Here is an 18457-nt window from a genome sequence, read left to right as displayed (position 1 = left end):
TGTGGTTCGTAGATAATAAGGGGGTTTATTCCCTGAGCATCCCCCTCTTCTCATCGGGTGTGAGGTCCCCGACGATTGACTCTGGTTCACCGGTCTTGAGGATCCTGCCCCCCCTCATGAGGGATGCCCTGTCACAGACATCAAGGACAAAGTCCATGTCATGTGAAATTATCAGGAAGGTCTGATTCAGCTCCTCCCTAGCTTTTAGGATTGAATCTGTAACCTGCACCCTGGTTATGGGGTCCATTGTACCTGTGGGCTCATCAAGAATTATTATCCTTGGCTCCCTGATGAGGACCTGGGCAAGGGCAACCCTGTGTCTCTCACCACCTGAGAGCTCATCAGGGTACTTGTCAAGGAGTTTCTCTGCGTACTCCTCATCAAAGCCCACCGCCTTGAGGACATAGATTGCCTTCATCCTAGCAAACTCCGCCGGAAGTTCAAGGCTGATGGCCTCTGTGAGGTTACCCAGCACATCCCTATGGGGGTATAGGCTGTACTCCTGGTGGAGTATCCCAAGGTAGGGTGTCACACGGCCACGGCCAAGGGGCCCCCTTTCGGTCATGTCTATCCATTCATCACCCAGCCTCACGCAGACCTTCCCGCTGCTTGGCTCGGTTATTCCAATTATTATCCTTGAGAGAGTCGTCTTACCGGCCCCGCTGAGTCCCACAACACCAAAGATTTCCCCCTCATAGACTGTGAGGTCAACACCGTCAACAGCCTTTACAACACCCCTGTCGATGGAGTAGTAGTGCTTCTTAACATCAATCATCTTTATGATGGGAGTTTCCCTTTCAAACTCCTTCACCTTCTCGGGTGCGGGCACCTGTTCCATGAAACTGGCAACAACGTCATCAGGGTCTCCCTCCTCAATTATTTCACCCTTCTCAATCCATATGGCATAATCAGAGAGGTCCCTCATGACCTCAGGCCAGTGGGAGGTTATGATCATGGTTATTCCCTTATCCTTGACACCTTCAAGGAGGGCGTCGTGTATGAGCTCCGCTGTCTGGGGGTCAAGGGTACCGGTTGGCTCATCAGCCAGGAAAACCATTGGCTCCTTGGCCAGCTGCCTTGCAAGGACAACCCTCTGTTTTTCACCTCCACTGAGGTCCCTTGCAATGTGAGTTATCCTGTGGCTCATCTGAACCATTTCAAGGAGGTCAAGGGCGTGGTAGAGGGCCTTTTCATATTCAACATCCGGCATTGACTTTATGACGTTATCGATTACCGTGTCATCCTCATAGAGGGCGAATGTCCTCTGGAGCATTATGGCTATTCTTCTCCTGACAGCGGCGAAGGTCTTCTTGTCACAGTTCCAGAAGTCCACTTCCTTTAGTGAAAATTTTGAGCCGCATCCACACATCTTACCCTCAAAGGATGGGGGTTCAACCCTCAGACATTCTGGACAGATTGCCACATTGTAGATCACACGGCCAGAGTCCGGCCTGTATTCCTTCATACCCCTTAGCATGTTTATGAGAACAGATTTTCCTGCCCCACTTCTTCCCAGTATACCAAGGACCTTGCCCTCATCGATTTCAATGCTGATGTTTTTTAAAACATCAACACCCTTAAACTTCTTTGTGACGTTTTCCAGCTTTATGAAAGACATGTGCTCACCCTCAGTTGCTAAAATTAACGTTACCGGTGAAAGATGAATCTGTATTATTCTTTTGATAAAGGGACTATTAAAATTTTCTAAATTTTTAGTCCAGATTAAATCTGATTTCCCTGAGATTGAAGTCTATTTTACCAGATATGGCGGCCCTTGCAATTGATACCGCATCTGCACCTGCAGCAAGCATCTTAAATGCGGATTCGAGGTCTCTCACAGAATTGTTACCTATCAGGACAGCATTCCTTAAATCCTGTGAAACTTCACTTACAAGTTCAAGGTCAGCCCTATCCTCCCCTGGTTTCATGGCGTCCAGGTGAATGTAGCCCACCCCAAGGTCATCAAGCATTCCTGCAATGTCAGCCGTATCAACTCCAGGCACATTTCCCCGTATCTTGACAGAGACCTCTGCATTGGCACCCCTCAGGACCTCAGATGTGAAGTCCTCCAGAAAATCAGGGTCACGGAGCATCGCCTGGCCGGCGCCCAGGGATGTTATTTCTGGCTGTCTGCAGTGTGCATTTATCTCAACAATATCCACTTCCTCAATGGATGATATCTCCATGATGGGTTCTGGGTCAAGGGCCCTGAGGTTCACCGAGACCAGCACATCAAAACTGTCCTTTATCCTTGATGCCTCAGATTTTACTATGGATTTAAGTTCAGAAGAGTCAAAATCAAATTCAGGTCTGCCCCTCTGAGCTATCAGCCTTCCAGCCCTGGATGTTTCCTCATCTGCATTGTAGCCACCCAGTGTAACAGTATCGAAACCATAGGGGATAAGTTTCATGCAGAATTCTGCATCGGTTATACCTGCCATTGGGGCCAGGACAATTATGCTATCAGCAACCATAAGTTTCTGGTTTAGAACATCCACTTGATCAGAAATTCATCAGCTATTCCTTCATCACATGGACCAGGTCATATGTAAAGCCGCCCCTTATCTCCTCAAGGGCCAGGTCTGCCAGGTTAGCGGCCTTCTCAGCGGTTGGCGCCTTCCCGATACCCGCCTTGAGTGCAACGTTTATCTCGTCATCTATCTCATTGAGTATGCGAAGCAGACCCTGCGGTTCAAGGCCATTGCAGGGGGACATGAAGTTATCCCCACCTATGAAGAATAGAAGGGCGCCCTCCTTTATGAGTTTCTTCATCAGGAAGTGCTGGACCCGGTTAACAATGAATGATGTGTCATAGGCCGGCACAATGTCAGTCATGGTCTCTGTGATGCCATTTATATCAATATGTGCAATCTGCACATGACCCTCATCCACAAGACCATCTATGGCAAGGACCTCCTTCCTATCCTCTGACTGGGCCCCTCCATGACTCTGAAGAGCCCTTGAAGCGTTTCTCTGGGCATCATAGGGTGTCTCAGCAGCCCCAACACCCATGCTCACAGTTATGGGGTAACGGTTACCTATGGACCTCTGTATCCTTCTGTGGTCCTCCACTCCTATACCATTAGTGATGGCGAGCATGTTATCGAATCTTGTGAAGAAAACAAGTCCCTGACGGGCAGCAAACTGGCGCTGGAGGTCAGCGTAAAGTTCTGCCTGGAGTATCTGAAGATCAGCCTCATTACGTGGGGCTGGTGTGACTGTCCATGGCCCATAATTGTCTATCTGAATTAAGGTCATCTGTATCATAATATTTCACCCAAAAGTATTCTGGCCAACATTATTTTATCCCCTATGTTTTCCATGATGGTGTTTGTTATCGTTACCTCTTTTATTAGTTTTTCTATTTCCGTCTTGAGGTTTGAGTCGGCCCCATCAATCACCAGCATGTCAAGAAAATCCCCGTACATCTCTGCAAGGCCAAGGCTCGAGACCTCATAGCCCTTAGCTTCCATGAATTTCCCTGCAGGGCCACTGAATGGCCTTCTACCTATAAATGGGGAGACTGCAGCTACCCATGCATCCCTGAGAGCATCCCTCACACCCTCTGTTTTAAGGATGGGTCCTATGGATGTCACAGGATTGGATGGTCCCACTATGACCCTTTCAGCAGATTCAATCGCCTCAAGAACACCAGGTGCTGGTTTAACCCCGCTGAAACGAACATCCAGGACCTCAGGCTCTGATCTCCTCTCCACAAGGAACTCATGGAACCCCATCTCACCCTCATCTGTAATTATCCTGATATCAGATTCCTGGTTGCTCATTGGAATAACCCTCGATTTCACACCCAGTGCCCTGCACTGGTGTTCCACCGCCCTGTGGAGTGGCATGTCCCTTAAAAGGAGGGTTTTCTGTATCTTAAATGCCCGGTCAAGGTCGCCTATCCTAAGGAGCTCCGGGCATCCAAGTTCAGCAAGCCTCTCATGGGTTATGAATGTGTCGTCCCGAACCCCATACCATGTCTCCTCATTTATTATCCCTGCAAGGGTGTAGATAACTGTGTCGATGTCAGGTGCAACATAGACTCCGGAGAAATAATCATTCTCAACCGTATTAACTATCACCGTAACCTCAGAGGGGTCAACAACCCTTACAATGCCCTGAAGGAGTTTTGGTGTGCCTGTACCCCCAGAGAGGACTGTTATCATTGAACCACCTAATCCCTGAAGACGTCAAGTTCCCGGGGCCTTAAGAGTTCCCTTGCGCTGCCAGTGGCGTGGAGGTGTCCCCATGGATAACCCCTTACTATGACTGCGGGTATGCCCTCATCTGCCTGTCCCATCACAAGGGAGGCTGCAGCTGCCAGCTCATCTGCAACAGCCACCCGGGTTGTCTGGAGGTTCCTGCCATAAAGGTCCACTTCACCCTTCCGATCCCACAGCGGTGAAATTCCAGCGACTCCAACTGCAACACCCACAGCCCCCTCCCTGAAGGGTCTTCCCTGTGTATCGGAGATTATGACAGCCAATTCCCTTCCTGTGAGTTTCTGAAGACCCTCAAGTATCCTTCTGGCGCTTCCATCAGGGTCCTCCGGGAGTGGGGTTGCCAGTCCATCCTCAACATTTGACTCGTCAATACCTGCATTGGCGCATACAAAGCCGTGCCGGGTTTCAGATACTATGAAGTCATGACCAACCTTTATTATCTCACTGGACTCCTCAAGAATTGCTTCAACTAGTCTGGGGTCCTTACCTGTCCTTGATGCTATTTCAAGTGCCTTTCTGGATGGTTCAATTCTCCTGAGGTCAACTGTGTTTCCCTCTGCCTTTGCCACCAGTGTTTCAGCGATTACTACTATGTCACCATCAAGGAGTTCCATCTCCGAGGATTTCAGGGCGTCCACTATGAGGGCTGCTATGTCATCACCCTCTGAGACAAGTGGTAGGCCCTCCACTCCAGTTAGGGTTATCTGCATTTAAGCACCGGAATTTATTTTTTCTACTGTCGCCAGCTTCCAGCCATCTCCGGCGTTGAATGCCGCTGCTGAGGTAACAGGGTGTGTGAATGCTGCAAAATCTCCGCCGCCCAGTATGAACTCTGCCGCCTCCTCTGCATTTCCGGCTTCAAAACTGGTTTCTGCTGGTTCTATCTGCTCATATGTTGATATGTACATTGAAACGCCTTCAGGGACCCTTCTGATGTTTATCCCATCCTCCGTCACTATTCCTATGAATGCATCCGAGTCATTGATTGCCGCTGCGATTCTGGGGGTGTTTAGTTCATCCTTCTCATAGTCCATTGTAAGGAGAGAGAAGCCCAAGGCGTCCTTCAGGTTCATCCCCAGGGATATCTTATCTGCAATGGTATCGGTATGGGAACCATTGGATACAACTGCAGTCCCATCAACTATCCTTATGCAGTTGTATGCTATGTAGGGGTTTTTGAATACGTCACCCTCACAGCCCTCAACTGGTACAATCGCAACCCTCTCATCCAGGAGCCTTGCCGTCCTGTTTGGAAAGGACCTGCTTGAGACCCTGTATGCCACGAAGGATCCGCTGCTGTTTCTCCCAACTGCCAGTATTCTTCCAAGATACATCATATCACCTGAAAAATTATGATGGTGTTTTAACCGCCTTATCGACCGGGAGGTCCGGTGGTGCTGTTATGATTATGGCCCCCTCCCTGGGCCTTATTATTATTTCACCCTCATCTATGACCCTGGTGTGGACTGCCACCGCACTGTCCTTTATGTGGCTGGACATGTCAATGCCATTAACCGTTACCCGCCTCAGGCCTGCGACAGGTATTAAGTAGTACTCTGATGGCCCGGTGTTTTCACTTATCTGGGGCTTTCCTGATGCCTCATCTGCCCCCCCTGAAAAGGTGGTTGTTACCACAAGGAAAATCAGTATTGTGAAGAGTATATCAATGAATGGGACCATGTTGAACCTTGGCCTTCCATGGACCTTGTTCCTGTACCTCTCTGTATCCAGGACCATTTTATCACTGCCGCAGCTTGCTTTCAATTATCTCGGCGCTCTTACCGCACCTTTCAAGTATTATGTTGTTTATGCTCTTCTCAAGCATGCTGGGCTTGAATGCCACCACAAGGTTTGCCTCAGGGTCATCAACCGTCCTCACGCTGACAACACCATCCGACTCCATGAGGGCCCCAACCACATCATCAACGTCTCCATCGACCCTTATCCTCATGATGGCGTACCCCCAGTTTGTCATCTTCTTTATGAGTTCAATCTTGTCTATCTCATCGTCTATTCTGCCTGTTATGTAGGAGTAGAGGGGCATGAGGATTATAGCAACTGCCAGTCCAAGTATTGTGGTTATCAGTGCAACATAGATTCCCTCAGCCATTGCAGCGGGGTCAGCGTTAACACCGAGGGCCCTGAATGTGTACCATATCCCTATGACGGTCCCTATAAGACCCAGCATTGGGGCGACCTCTATTATTGTCCTGAGAGTCCCCAGACCCTTTGTCATGTTGCTCATCTCAACAATAAAAACACGCTCCATCGCATCCTCAACCTCTGAACGGTTCCTATAGCCTATCTTGAGGGCCTCTGATATTATCTTTGATACTGGATTCTGGTACTGCCCTATCTCCCGGAGGGCCTCAAGTGCTCCGCCCTTCTCCATGGATTCATTGACTTTACCTATTATCTGGGGTGTGCTAACACGTGAAATCTTCCTTAGATAGTGTATCTTCTCAATGGACGTGATAAAACCGTATATGCCTATGATTGCTATTATGTATGTTATTACACCGCCGCTGCGGAACATTTCAAGTACTGTGCCAAAGAAGCTGAATACTGGTTCGAGAAACATTTTTCTGCCTCACCTGATGGGTATTTACCGGAGAGGATATATTTAAAAATAATGGTCTGGTTGAAGATATGCACTAACCAATATTCATGAAAATCTCATGAGAGACATAATTAAATTAATTTTTCCTACTCTTCTGGACCGTGGCCCATGATTTCCTCACAAATTCCGGGAGTTCATCGTAGCCGAATGATTCAAGAAAAGCCCTTGTGCGGGGGTCACTGGGATAACCAGAGCCGATGTCCCCAAGTTTCCTGTTCCTCTTCTGTATCTTCTCTATTTCAAGGTCCCTTTCAACCTTGGCTATTATTGATGCCGCTGCAACAGGGTAATACTTTGCATCAGCACCGTGCTCGGCCTTCACCTCGATGTCCCCGAAGTGAGACCTTATCTCCTCAGCCAGCCTCTCTGGTTTAACATCCACAGAATCTATTATGACGGAGTCAGGCTGTGCCTCGGCTATTATCCTCTTTATTGCTATCTTCTCTATCTCATTGAGGTTGAAGCCCTTCTCACGCATCCTGTCAATATCCGATGCCGATATCTTGACCGTGAACACCCTTGAGATCCTTCTTATTTTGCGGGCAAGAAATTTTCTCCTCTCGGGTGTGAGCTTCTTTGAGTCCCTTATACCCATCTTTCGGAGTATCGAGAACTTCCTCTCAGGGACCATGACACCTGCCACGACAAGGGGACCTATTACAGGACCCCTTCCCGCCTCATCAATTCCAAGAACCTTCATCAGATCAGAAAAAAATTTATTTCATTGCCTTGAGCCTTACTTCAGGTTCAAGTGCCCTTGGCTCTGCAGCAACTATTGCGGCTCCCTTGGCAACCACTGTCATGGGGTCATCTGATATCTCAGCAGGAATGCCAACCTCATCCAGTATCCTCTCCCTGAGGCCCCTGAGCTGTGAGGTTCCACCCACCACTATAGTCTTGTTGTAGACCCCTGAGATGAGTTCAGGTGAGAGTCTTTCAAGGACTGCTGCTATGGAATCCACTATACCTTTTACAACTGGCTCAGCAGCCTCTGCAACCATTTCAGAGTCAATTTCAACTTTTTTAGGTTTGTTTGTCTCCATGCATTTGCCTATAACTACTGTTTTAAGGTTTTCAAGATCCTCATCACATTTGACCATTCCAACCTCTATCTTTGCCTTCTCTGCCTCATGGATGCCTATCTCAACATTGTACTTCTCCTTCACCAGTTCAACAAGGTTGGAGTCAATATCATCCCCACCGACACGGATTGTCTCAATGTCAGTTATGCCTCCAAGGGATATCACAACAATGTCACTTGAACCAGCCCCTATGTCAACAACCATTGTCCCCGATGCCTCTGCTATGGGCAATCCGGCCCCTATGGCGGCTGCAAGACCCTCACTTATAACTAGGACATAATTCGCGCCGGCCTTTTTTCCTATCTCCTCAACGGCATTTCTTTCAACCTCTGAGGCATCCCCTGGTATGCCTATAACTATCCTATCAATGGACTCAGAATCTCCCGCCCCCATCTCCATTGCATATACAAGGAGGGCCTCTGCCTGTGCAACGCTCTCAATAACACCCTTCCTCAGTGGTCTCACAGCGATTATGTCCTCAGGGGTTCTTCCCAGCATCATCTTTGCCTCTTCACCCACTGCCAGGACATATGATGGGTCTTCCTTCTTGACGGCTACCACAGAGGGAATCTTGTAGATATCAAATTTATCCCCTGCTGGTTTGGCAACCACGGTATTGAGGGTGCCCAGGTCTATTCCGAGTGTATTGGTAATTGCACTCTTTCTTTCCTGTTTCTCTTCAGATTTCTTCTTTCCAAATGAAAACATGCTACTCCTCCTTAAATATGTCTCTAAAGTCAACTGCAAATATGTTGTTGCGGGATGCTATCTCATTTATCCTCTCAACATCCCCTGCTTCATGAACAGATATCAGCAGTGTTACCAGGACAACGTCTGTAACCTTGAAGAGGGGATCGATTATATTCCTTATAAATGCCGGGAGCCTCTCTGTAAGGTAGACGTCTGTTTCTATAAATCCACTTGTTCTGTCCTCAAGGATGAATGAAAAACCTATTTTATTCTTCTCGGCCTCCCCTGCAAATCTTTTCATGTAGTTTTCAGGGGCCACCAGAAGCACAAGGTTGGGTTCGTTCTCAACGTAATAGGGGGCTATCTTTATATAGGCGCCTCCCTTTTCCTTGCATATAAGTGAAAGATCTCTTATCTTGTTGCTTTCACCATGAAGCATTATTAAATCAAAGCGTTTTCTTAAAAAGGAATCCTTGATGGTAACGTGTTCCCTGAAGAGTATCTTTACAAGATCCCTGGATGTGATTGCCTCATATGCCACAGAGTTGACCATCTCCTCATTACCTGCAATCACACACCACAGCCTGTCTGAACTCTGGGCTGTTGAAACCTGCGCTGCCTTTCTGAGAACCTTTATCCTACTCTCTATCATCACCATCACATCTACTCTAAAAGGAACTTAAAAGAAAGTTCCCCTGCTCCAGAGGAAAACACATACATATCAACCACAGATTACATTTAATCTTCAGCACATGACTATATATATGTTTCACTAAAATATTCAACATCCAGTAGTGTGCTGATTTCCTCAAAGGCTGCAGCCCAATAAGGTTCATTGCAGTTGCTAATGAGTGGAAACCAGGAGTTTACTCTTAAAGGGTCTTCATGTGATCCAGCATTAGAATAGGTGAATTGTGTGTTTGTGAAGGGCGTTGCAAAAAGGGTCAGTTTCCTCATAAGTGTGGCCACCATCCCATTTCTCCTCGGCTACCATACGGTCAGTATACTCATGTTCACTCTTATAGCCTTCATAATGCAGTTCTTCAGGGATCCTGAAAGGAATACCCCCACTGAAGACAACCTAATAGTTGCCCCCGCAGATGGAAGGCGCTTATCAGGTGGAATAGACCGCATAAAATGTGTGGGATCCGATTATCCTCTTATTGACAGGATATTTCCTGATAGTGGTGAAGGTATTCTCATAAGCACCTTCATGTCTCCATTTGATGTTCACGTCAACAGAGCCCCTGTCTCAGGAAGGGTGATATACACAGAGCACTTTGACGGTAAATTCAGGATTGCACGTTCACGTATACTGACAGAAAATGAAAGAAACCTTATTGTAATAGAAACAGAGCATGGTAATGTCGGTGTAGTGCAGATAGCAGGGTTCATTGCAAGGAGGATCGTGCAGTACGTAAATGAGGGGGACCATGTTGAAATGGGAAGCCGTATAGGTATGATAAGGTTTGGCTCCAGGGTAGATCTTATACTGCCACAAAATTGTGAGGTACTTGTGAAGACAGGTTCAAGGGCTGTTGCAGGGGAGACCGTAGTCGCAAGGTTCATAAGGCTGAATGAGACCACAAACATATAGTCAGACACTACTTCAGACACATTATTTTATACGGACAGGTGTCGCTGATGAATGACAAGAAAATAACATCCTTCATATCATTACCTGATCTTTTATCAATTTTAAATGCATCTTCAGGTTACTTTTCCATTTTAATGTCCATTAATGGGTTTTTTGATATTGCATCTATTCTGATGCTTTTGGCTGTCCTTTTTGATTCACTTGATGGTTGGGTTGCACGCCGAACTGGTAGAGTGGATACTCAGGGATTTGGCAAAAACATGGACTCCCTTTCAGATGTAATCTCATTTGGTGTCGCTCCAGCTATCCTTATTTATCTAACAAGTGCTGATTTTCGATATGTTAATATATTAGTAGGTCTCTTAATAGTAATATGTGGCATACTGAGACTCTCAAGGTTCAATGTTCTCACAGGGGGTGGGAAAAACTTTACGGGACTCCCCATACCCGTGGCGGCGGTTGTTATATCATCATTTTATCTCACAGGATTCTACAGTGATAAGGTTGTGGGGCCCCTGATGCTCGCTGTCAGTATCCTAATGGTCAGCAGCATAGAATATCCTCGTGTGGGGTATAAAATAGCCCCTGCTGCTTTAATACTCATACTGGCAGCAATTGTAACGGGTTTAATTGGAATGGGCACTGGTCCCACAGCTATCATGCTTTTTATGGTCACTGTGGCATATATTGCAGTGCCTATAACACCAATGAGACGTGATCTGAATGCTCGATAAGATTAAAGGTAATGACAAGGATAAGAAGAATAACCCTCCTGATCTCCGGAAAAACAGAGGAAAAGATGACTCAAAAATTGGGGACAGACTCAAAGGGCTTGTGGGTAAATTTGGTGGTGGTGGGGACTCGGATAAGAAAAAACCCAGACCAATGCCAAAGCCAAGGCCACGGCTGAAATCCCGTGAGGAGTCAAAGGTCAGAAAACCCCCTGAAAAACCTCTCAAGGGTGATGAAAAGCCCAAGCCCAGACTTACACCCCCACCTACACGACCTGGAGGTCCATCTGGGGGTATAGGTCGAAAAATTCCGGAAGAAGATCAGAAAACCCTCGTTGGTGCCCTTGTATTTGGTGTTATTCTCATGGTTCTCGCTGGTGCAGGCTACTACTTCCTGGTCTATCAACCATACCAGGAGGTGCTGCAGAACGCCAAGGCCACTAAAATCGCTGAGGTGAACGCACTCTTCAAAGGTCCCCTTGCAACTGATCCCCAGAAACAAGCCATCCTTGCGCAGATAGATGCCGCTGTTACACCAGAAGAGGCCCTAGCAGTTGACGTTGTGGGTCCCGCAACACAGTCGTGGCGTACCTATCAAAACCAGCAGATAAATATCAAGAAGGACCGTGTCGGTAGGGTTATGGTTAATTACACAGATAACGGCCAGGAAAAGCGTGTGATAATGAAGGTGGCTGATGCAAAGAAATTTGTTAGCCAAGCCGATGCAACCGTACTTTCAAATACACAGATCCAGACCCCTGATACCGTTGCCGTCCCAATAATGATCACAAGGCTGCAGGCTGCAGGTGGCCTTATAAGTGTCGGTAACATGGTCGACGTCTACCTCAACCAGAACGCCACCGGAAACAATACATCAACTGCAACGTCAACACCAAGGATAAGTGGGGCGACTGTGCTTGCGATTCTCAGATCCAAGGATAGCGGTACAGTGGATGCGCGGATACTCAACAGCCAACGATTAACACTGAACACCATCACCTCACAGAGTGAAAATGAGAGGACATCATCGACAGATGTGGAGCAGCTCCTGAGGGCAGCTGCCTCCGGTGGCCTGAATGAAGCCGAAATCAACGCTATACTCCAGAACTACGGTATAAGGCTTTCTGATTATGAGAGGTCATCAAATCTGGGAGAACTGGATGCCAACTACCTCATAATACTTGAAGTCCCCAGAGAGGATGTCCTCTTCCTGATACAGAACATGAACAGCATCGTTCTGACCGTGCCAACACAGAACGCCCCTGAATGGATGATCCGGGAGCTGCAGAGAATATACGGCTGATTAAGTCAAAAGATTTATTAAATTTTATTTAATATTTAGGTGGGGATGTTTATGAAAAAATGGGTGTACATTGCTATAGCTGCTGTGTTCATGCTTTCCATTGTGGGAGTTCCTGATACAGGGTCAGCCGCCAAGGAGACCTGGGTTTCTGAAAAACCATCTGCAACCAGCTTCAGGTTGAAGGACCTGACCGCTGTTATAACTGTGAAGATAAAGAACAATGACAACAATGTCCAATACTTCAAGATAGGACAAGTATACCAGGGAAGTCTTTCAGAGAACAACACGATTAAGTGGCTCATCCAGTGGACGGATCCAGCGGCAGTTAAAATGGTCAAGTCAAGGACGCCTGAACTCGGAGGTGACTATGGCTGGAAGGTGAAGCCTGGGGAGACAAAAACCGTTTCCTTTGGCCTGAGGGCCACAGGTGAGATGGGTGAGATACCCACTTACATCGTTAACGTTGAGTCAGATGACAGCAACTACTGGTCACTTATAAATGAACCAGGCCTCATGTCCTCATGGTTCATGCCCAATGAAATAGAGGTCCTAAACCCATCACTGGACCTCAAATACTGGAAGGGAACCTTTGGTTTCACTCTGATCAACATCGATAATGAAAAGGTTTCAGGTATTGTGAGGGCCCCCATTGCTCCTACAAACTCAAAGCTCGTTTACAGTTCACCAAAAGCCTTTGTGGATGATGATCTCTTTGTGAGCACACAGGTTGCTGCATGGGATGTCACAATGGACCCCGAGACCTCACAGAGGTTTGTATACACCTATGAATGGCCTGCTAAGGTAAGCGGGGGTAACGGTTCAACCAGTGGTGGGGGGTATTACCCGCCAGGCACTCTTCAGGGGACAACCGGTTCATCATCTGTTCCAGGTGCTAAAACGGGTGCCCCCTACGGTCCACTGGTGATAGGTGTGCTTGTGACTACAGCCGCAGTTGCCTACACAAGGATCATACGTTAATCATCCACCTTAATTTTTTATGGGGACATTCATGAGGCTGGCAACTTTTCTTATAATTGCAGGCATGTTCATAGTGTCACTCTACGCCCTTCTTGAGGTGAGTTTCTACTCCTCACAGGTAATTGTTCAGAACCCTGACATCAGGGCGCCGGTAATTGAGATACCATCCATTAACCTCCAGGAGACCATCAACAACCGATCCGTTTTCTATGGAGTCTACCATGAACCCATGTCCTATCCCCCTGGTAACAGAACCGTCATACTCTTCGGGCACAGGACACTCTACGGTTCACCCTTCCTGAAGCTTGATAAGTTGAAGCCAGGGGATGAGGTTCGTCTTAACTGGCCAGGTGTTGGCCTTGCGAGTTACAGGGTTAATCGATCATTCATCGTACCAGCATCCTACCAGATCCCAGTGAATCAGGGGGCGAGGCTATTTCTCATCACATGCCACCCCCTTGGATCAACAAGGGAGAGGCTGATAGTGGAGTGTCAGCTTGAGGATATGGAGCCCTACCAGAGAAATCTCAAGGTGGAGAACCCCAAGAGGTACTATTCGCTCTTCATAATACTTGGATTCCTTGGGGGAGGTCTTTTGATCACCAGACTCTATCCTGTTTATGAAGATAGGAGGCTTCTCCTTGCAGCGGTAATAAGCCTCACACTCTTTCTGTTGCTGGCTTACATATTCCCTATTCCGCCAGAATTCATATCAGAGAAGCTCATTGAATTTAACTCAATATTTGGACTGTAGTGAATCAGGTGTTTAAAATGATAGAACCGGGAGAAGAGTACTTTTCAAATCTATCAGACCGGGAAAGAGCCATATTTGAGGGTGGCATAAGTATGGGTGCCCTTTTCCACCAGTTCGTCGGAACCCCTGTTAACCTTGAAACCGTTGACGGCCTTGAGGGTGCAATTGCAGAATCCATAAAGCTTCAGCCAGCAATCAAGGATGCGGAGGTCCATATAGACAGGGATATGGTAAGGGAGGCTGCTGGAGAATTCGGTTATGCCTCTCTCACAGGGGAAATGCTAAGGGTGAGGTTAACGGTGGAATATGGTTCATCAAGGATTACTGTCTGCCTCGAGTACCTTGATGAACTGAGATATCCCCTCATGTATGTGAAGGATTGATTGTAAAGTCTGGGAATCTGAACCCAACTGCGGAGGTTACCCTCATGTATGTGAAGGAGACATCATATCCACGGTGACTACCCAAAAATCTGTCTTGATTAATTATTTAAATTCCTAAATTAAAGCTATGATAAGAACCTTGATGGAAGATTACCATGATAAAGATAAATTCAGATCTCTGTAAGGGATGTGACATATGCAGGGAGTTCTGCCCTGAAGGGGTTTATGTCAGGTCGGAGAAACTCAACAGAAAGGGCGTGCATGAACCCATCCCTAAAAATCTGGATAAATGTACGGGATGCAAGCTATGCATGCTCATCTGTCCTGATCAGGCGATAGTGGTGTATGACGATGACTGAGGAGTACTTTATTCAGGGAAATGATGCCTGCGCCCGTGGTGCCATAAGTGCCGGCTGCAGGTTCTTTGCAGGTTACCCCATTACACCATCCACAGAGATAGCTGAGGAGATTGCAGTTCTTCTTCCAAGGGAAGGCGGAGTCTTTGTTCAGATGGAAGATGAGATCAGTGCCCTCGGGGCAGTTATAGGTGCTGTGTGGGGTGGTGTTAAGGGAATGACCGCCACTTCAGGGCCTGGTTTTTCCCTCATGCAGGAGCATATCGGCTACGCTGCCATGACAGAAACCCCACTCGTGATTGTGGATGTCCAGAGGGGTTCACCTTCAACCGGACAGCCAACAATGGCATCACAGAGTGATATGATGCAGGCACGATGGGGTTCACATGGGGACTATGAAATAATAGCCCTCTCACCATCCTCTGTGCAGGAGTGCTTCGATTTCACTGTGAGGGCATTCAACCTTGCAGAGGAATACCGGGTGCCTGTGGTGGTCCTCAGCGACGAAATAGTTGGTCATATGAGGGAGAAGATAACCATACCCGAGAGAGTGGAGATCAGAAAGAGAAAGTCACCCAAAAGTCCCCCCGGTGAGTTCATCCCATTCAAACCACAGGGAGACTTCATCCCTGAGATGCCAGCCTTTGGGGATGGGTACAGGATACCTGTGACAGGACTCACCCATGATGAGAGGGGATACCCTGATGCTTCAAACCCTGAGGGCCACGAGAAACTCGTGAAGAGACTCTGTGACAAGATACTGAACCACAGAGATAAGATAGTAGATGTTAAGGGTGAGTACACCGATGATGCAGACATAACGGTCATCTCATACGGCGCACCCTCACGTTCAGTTGCAACCGCAGTTAAGATGGCCAGGTCCGAGGGTGTGAAGGCGGGTTACATCAAGATAAACACACCATGGCCGTTCCCTGAGACTGAAATCCGGAAAGCAGCTGAGTCATCAAGGAAGCTTCTGGTTGTCGAAATGAACCTGGGGCAGATGTTCTATGAGGTTCAGAGAGTTGCCTCAGGCATGGCCGAGGTGGAACTGCTTCCAAAGATTGGTGGTGAGATCCACCACCCCGATGAGATCCTAAACAAGATTCTGGGGATGAAATGAGGGGGTGCCCCGTTGACTGTAAGAAACACACACCATATAAGATGAAATGAAGGAGTGTCCAGATGAATGTAAAGGAAAACCCATACCTCAAGTACCTTAGGAGGGATAGACTCCCCCACATATTCTGTGCAGGCTGCGGTAACGGTATAGTGCTCAACACCTTCTTTAAGGGCATGGAGATGGCCGGAGTTGACTTTGACAGCATTGCAATGGTTTCAGGTATAGGCTGCTCATCAAGGATCCCTGGTTATGTTAAATGCGATTCGCTCCACACAACCCATGGGCGGCCCATAGCTTTCGCAAGCGGGCTCAAACTTGCCAACCCCTCCCTGAATGTTGTGGTGTTCACCGGGGATGGTGACGCCGCAGCCATCGGTGGAAACCATCTCATACATGGGGCAAGAAAGAATATTGACCTAACAGTTATCTGCATAAACAACAGCATATACGGGATGACCGGGGGGCAGATAAGCCCCACATCCCCTGAGGGGAGTTTCGGTACCACGGCACCATACGGTGCACTTGAGGAACCATTTGATCTTTCTGAACTCGTCAAGGCCGCCGGTGCAAGTTACGTTGCAAGATGGACAGCCGCCCACCCCCTGCAGCTTGCAAACTCCATAAAGAAGGGACTCAAGAACAGGGGTTTCTCGTTCATAGAGGCCGTTTCACAGTGTCCAACCTACTTCGGGAGAAAGAACCGGATGCGGTCCCCGGTTGAGATGATGAAATTCATGAAGGAGAACAGTATCAACCGGCGGAAGGCCCTCAAAATGGATCCCGAAGAGGTCGAGGGAAAACTCATCATCGGTGAATTTGCTGATGCACCGCGCCCTGAACTATGTGACAGGATCTATGAGATGATTAAAGAGAAATCCGGAAAAATTGATATAATCAAATCAGCCTACAGAGATGATTGAAGTGAGGAAGGAAATCAGAATTGCTGGATTCGGTGGTCAGGGTGTTATACTTGCCGGAATCGTTCTGGGTAAAGCTGCAAGTTTATATGATGGCCTTTACGCTGTACAGACCCAGTCCTATGGACCAGAGGCAAGGGGTGGTGCCTCAAGGGCAGAGGTTGTTATAAGTGACGAGGAGATAGACTACCCCAAGGTCCAGAGCCCTGATATACTCGTTGCAATGTCACACCAGGCACTTCTGACCTACATGGACGATCTCAAATCCGGTGGAACCCTCATTGTCGACCCGGACATGGTAATTGAGGATGAAATCCGGGACTTTGTGGAGAAGAGAAACATCAATTACTTCCGTGCGCCTGCCACCAGGACAGCCGAGGAGAAGGTCGGTATAACCATCGTGGCCAATATGGTGATGATAGGGGCCCTCACAGAGGCCACTGGAGTTGTAAGTGTCAGGGCCGCTGAGGAGGCCATAAAGAGCAGTGTGCCTCCGGGTACTGAGGAAAAGAACATCATGGCATTCCAGGCAGGTCGTGAACTTATCATGGAGGGACAGAAATGAAGTTTTATGAGTACAGCGCCAAGGAAATATTCAGAAATGAGGGCATACCCGTCCCTGAGGGATCCGTCGCCAGGACCCCCCAGGAGGCATCTGAGGTCGCTGAGAGCATGGGCTCGGAGGTTGCCATCAAGGCACAGGTCCTCACAGGTGGCCGGGGAAAGGCGGGGGGTATAAGATTTGCAACACCAGAAGCTGCAGCTGATGTTGCTGCTGATCTACTTGCATCCCGGGTTAAGGGAGAGGAGGTTAAATCTGTCCTGGTTGAAAGGAAGATCCCCATCGACAGGGAATTCTATGTGAGTGTAGTTATTGATAGGGCAGCCAGGATGCCCCTTATAATGGCAAGCAGTGAGGGGGGAGTTGATATTGAGGAACTTGCAGCAGAATCCCCTGAGAAGATAGTGCGTTACCATGTAAACCCTCTTGATGAGTTTCTCCCCTATGAGGCAAGGGAGATAGCAAGGAAGATGGGCCTTGAAAGTGAACTCATACCGAAGGTGGGGGCTGTGATATGGAAGCTCTACCATCTCTTCAAGAAGTACGATGCGAGGCTTGCTGAGATAAACCCCCTTGTACTTTCAGGTGATGATGTTATTGCAGCAGATGCAAAGCTTGAGGTGGATGATGACTCCATCTACCGTCACCGTGAATTCATGGAACTGGATGAGTATGAACCAGAGGAGTTCGCCTTTGTTAAACTTGAGGGGGACATTGCAGTGATAGGGAACGGTGCAGGTCTGACACTCACAGCCATGGACCTCATAAAACTGAAGGGGGGTGAACCCGCCACCTTCCTTGATATAGGTGGTGGTGCCTCAGAGGACATCATAAGAAGGGCCATAAACCTTGTAATATCCCACCATGATGTGAAGGTGGTGTTCCTGAATGTGCTTGGCGGTATAACAAGGGCAGATGATGTTGCAAGGGGTGTTGTGAATGCCCTGAAGGATGCCGAGAGGGATGTGCCCCTTGTAATAAGGCTCACAGGAACCAATGAGGAGGAGGGTCAGAGGATACTCAAGGATGCAGGGATTCCCTTTGAGACCTCCCTTGAGAGGGCCGCTGAGAAGGCTGTTGAAATATCAAAGGCCCTCTGAAAGAATATTTAATTTTTCATGACCCGGCTGCAATA

At 47.9% G+C, this 18457-nt stretch carries 22 protein-coding genes; 11 read left to right on the top strand and 11 right to left on the bottom strand.

The window, feature by feature from the left end:
* Positions 1-25: 25 nt before the first annotated feature.
* From atwA to QFX30_RS08325, 11 genes are all read right to left on the bottom strand, one after another.
* Positions 26-1618 (bottom strand): methyl coenzyme M reductase system, component A2, encoded by a 1593-nt coding sequence (gene atwA, locus QFX30_RS08375; RefSeq protein WP_300490803.1) that lies wholly within the window; start codon positions 1616-1618, stop codon positions 26-28.
* A 94-nt stretch (positions 1619-1712) separates the two neighbouring features.
* The gene (locus QFX30_RS08370; protein WP_300490962.1) at positions 1713-2441 is read right to left on the bottom strand and encodes an MJ0144 family RNA dihydrouridine synthase-like protein; all 729 of its coding nucleotides are present in this window, start codon (positions 2439-2441) and stop codon (positions 1713-1715) included.
* 76 nt (positions 2442-2517) lie between these two features.
* Positions 2518-3267, bottom strand: coding sequence for a GTP cyclohydrolase III (locus tag QFX30_RS08365; protein WP_300490800.1), 750 nt, complete (start codon positions 3265-3267; stop codon positions 2518-2520).
* Positions 3264-4169, bottom strand: coding sequence for a 2-phospho-L-lactate transferase (cofD, locus tag QFX30_RS08360; protein WP_300490797.1), 906 nt, complete (start codon positions 4167-4169; stop codon positions 3264-3266). Before cofD ends, QFX30_RS08365 begins: the two co-directional genes overlap by 4 nt.
* A gap of 8 nt (positions 4170-4177) precedes the next feature.
* Positions 4178-4936 (bottom strand): coenzyme F420-0:L-glutamate ligase, encoded by a 759-nt coding sequence (locus QFX30_RS08355; protein ID WP_300490794.1) that lies wholly within the window; start codon positions 4934-4936, stop codon positions 4178-4180.
* Complete coding sequence (gene purO / locus QFX30_RS08350) at positions 4937-5560, bottom strand: IMP cyclohydrolase (protein ID WP_300490791.1); 624 nt, start codon at positions 5558-5560, stop codon at positions 4937-4939. It lies immediately after the preceding gene.
* 16 nt (positions 5561-5576) lie between these two features.
* Positions 5577-5963: a biopolymer transporter ExbD gene (locus QFX30_RS08345; protein ID WP_300490788.1), complete on the bottom strand. Its 387-nt coding sequence runs from the start codon at positions 5961-5963 to the stop codon at positions 5577-5579.
* Between the two features lie 4 nt (positions 5964-5967).
* A complete protein-coding gene (locus tag QFX30_RS08340; protein ID WP_300490785.1) occupies positions 5968-6807 on the bottom strand; it encodes a MotA/TolQ/ExbB proton channel family protein in 840 nt (279 codons plus the stop codon).
* 115 nt (positions 6808-6922) lie between these two features.
* Positions 6923-7546 carry a ribonuclease HII gene (gene rnhB / locus QFX30_RS08335; protein WP_300490783.1) on the bottom strand — a complete coding sequence of 208 codons (624 nt, stop codon included), beginning with the start codon at positions 7544-7546 and terminating at the stop codon, positions 6923-6925.
* Positions 7547-7562: 16 nt separating this feature from the next.
* Positions 7563-8636 (bottom strand): rod shape-determining protein, encoded by a 1074-nt coding sequence (locus QFX30_RS08330; protein WP_300490780.1) that lies wholly within the window; start codon positions 8634-8636, stop codon positions 7563-7565.
* Between the two features lies 1 nt (position 8637).
* Positions 8638-9270, bottom strand: coding sequence for a hypothetical protein (locus QFX30_RS08325; protein WP_300490777.1), 633 nt, complete (start codon positions 9268-9270; stop codon positions 8638-8640).
* 264 nt (positions 9271-9534) lie between these two features.
* Here QFX30_RS08325 and QFX30_RS08320 point away from each other — a divergent pair, with 264 nt between their 5' ends.
* The 11 genes from QFX30_RS08320 to sucC all read left to right on the top strand — a co-directional run bounded on the left by QFX30_RS08320 (position 9535) and on the right by sucC (position 18422).
* Positions 9535-10215 carry an archaetidylserine decarboxylase gene (locus QFX30_RS08320; RefSeq protein WP_300490774.1) on the top strand — a complete coding sequence of 227 codons (681 nt, stop codon included), beginning with the start codon at positions 9535-9537 and terminating at the stop codon, positions 10213-10215.
* Between the two features lie 47 nt (positions 10216-10262).
* Positions 10263-10949 (top strand): archaetidylserine synthase, encoded by a 687-nt coding sequence (locus QFX30_RS08315; protein WP_300490772.1) that lies wholly within the window; start codon positions 10263-10265, stop codon positions 10947-10949.
* Positions 10939-12249: a DUF515 domain-containing protein gene (locus tag QFX30_RS08310; protein ID WP_300490769.1), complete on the top strand. Its 1311-nt coding sequence runs from the start codon at positions 10939-10941 to the stop codon at positions 12247-12249. The genes QFX30_RS08315 and QFX30_RS08310 overlap by 11 nt, the downstream gene beginning before the upstream one ends.
* A 51-nt stretch (positions 12250-12300) precedes the next feature.
* Positions 12301-13227, top strand: coding sequence for a hypothetical protein (locus QFX30_RS08305; protein WP_300490765.1), 927 nt, complete (start codon positions 12301-12303; stop codon positions 13225-13227).
* Positions 13228-13258: 31 nt separating this feature from the next.
* Positions 13259-13981, top strand: a complete 723-nt coding sequence (locus QFX30_RS08300; protein ID WP_300490762.1) for a class E sortase — start codon at positions 13259-13261, stop codon at positions 13979-13981.
* 20 nt (positions 13982-14001) lie between these two features.
* Positions 14002-14364: a dihydroneopterin aldolase family protein gene (locus tag QFX30_RS08295; RefSeq protein ID WP_300490959.1), complete on the top strand. Its 363-nt coding sequence runs from the start codon at positions 14002-14004 to the stop codon at positions 14362-14364.
* 155 nt (positions 14365-14519) lie between these two features.
* Complete coding sequence (locus QFX30_RS08290) at positions 14520-14723, top strand: ferredoxin family protein (RefSeq protein ID WP_300490760.1); 204 nt, start codon at positions 14520-14522, stop codon at positions 14721-14723.
* Positions 14716-15843: a 2-oxoacid:acceptor oxidoreductase subunit alpha gene (locus QFX30_RS08285; protein ID WP_300490757.1), complete on the top strand. Its 1128-nt coding sequence runs from the start codon at positions 14716-14718 to the stop codon at positions 15841-15843. The genes QFX30_RS08290 and QFX30_RS08285 overlap by 8 nt, the downstream gene beginning before the upstream one ends.
* 62 nt (positions 15844-15905) lie before the next feature.
* On the top strand, positions 15906-16763 hold the full coding sequence (gene korB, locus QFX30_RS08280) for a 2-oxoglutarate synthase subunit KorB (protein ID WP_300490755.1): 858 nt from the start codon (positions 15906-15908) through the stop codon (positions 16761-16763).
* Position 16764: 1 nt separating this feature from the next.
* Positions 16765-17325, top strand: coding sequence for a 2-oxoacid:ferredoxin oxidoreductase subunit gamma (locus tag QFX30_RS08275; RefSeq protein ID WP_300490956.1), 561 nt, complete (start codon positions 16765-16767; stop codon positions 17323-17325).
* Positions 17322-18422 carry an ADP-forming succinate--CoA ligase subunit beta gene (gene sucC, locus QFX30_RS08270; protein ID WP_300490752.1) on the top strand — a complete coding sequence of 367 codons (1101 nt, stop codon included), beginning with the start codon at positions 17322-17324 and terminating at the stop codon, positions 18420-18422. Before QFX30_RS08275 ends, sucC begins: the two co-directional genes overlap by 4 nt.
* The last annotated feature ends 35 nt before the right edge of the window (positions 18423-18457 follow it).

The organism is Methanothermobacter sp., from assembly GCF_030055435.1.
Lineage (GTDB): Archaea > Methanobacteriota > Methanobacteria > Methanobacteriales > Methanothermobacteraceae > Methanothermobacter.
Note: the sequence above shows the minus strand (reverse complement) of the source record. Positions and strands in the feature narration are given on the sequence as shown.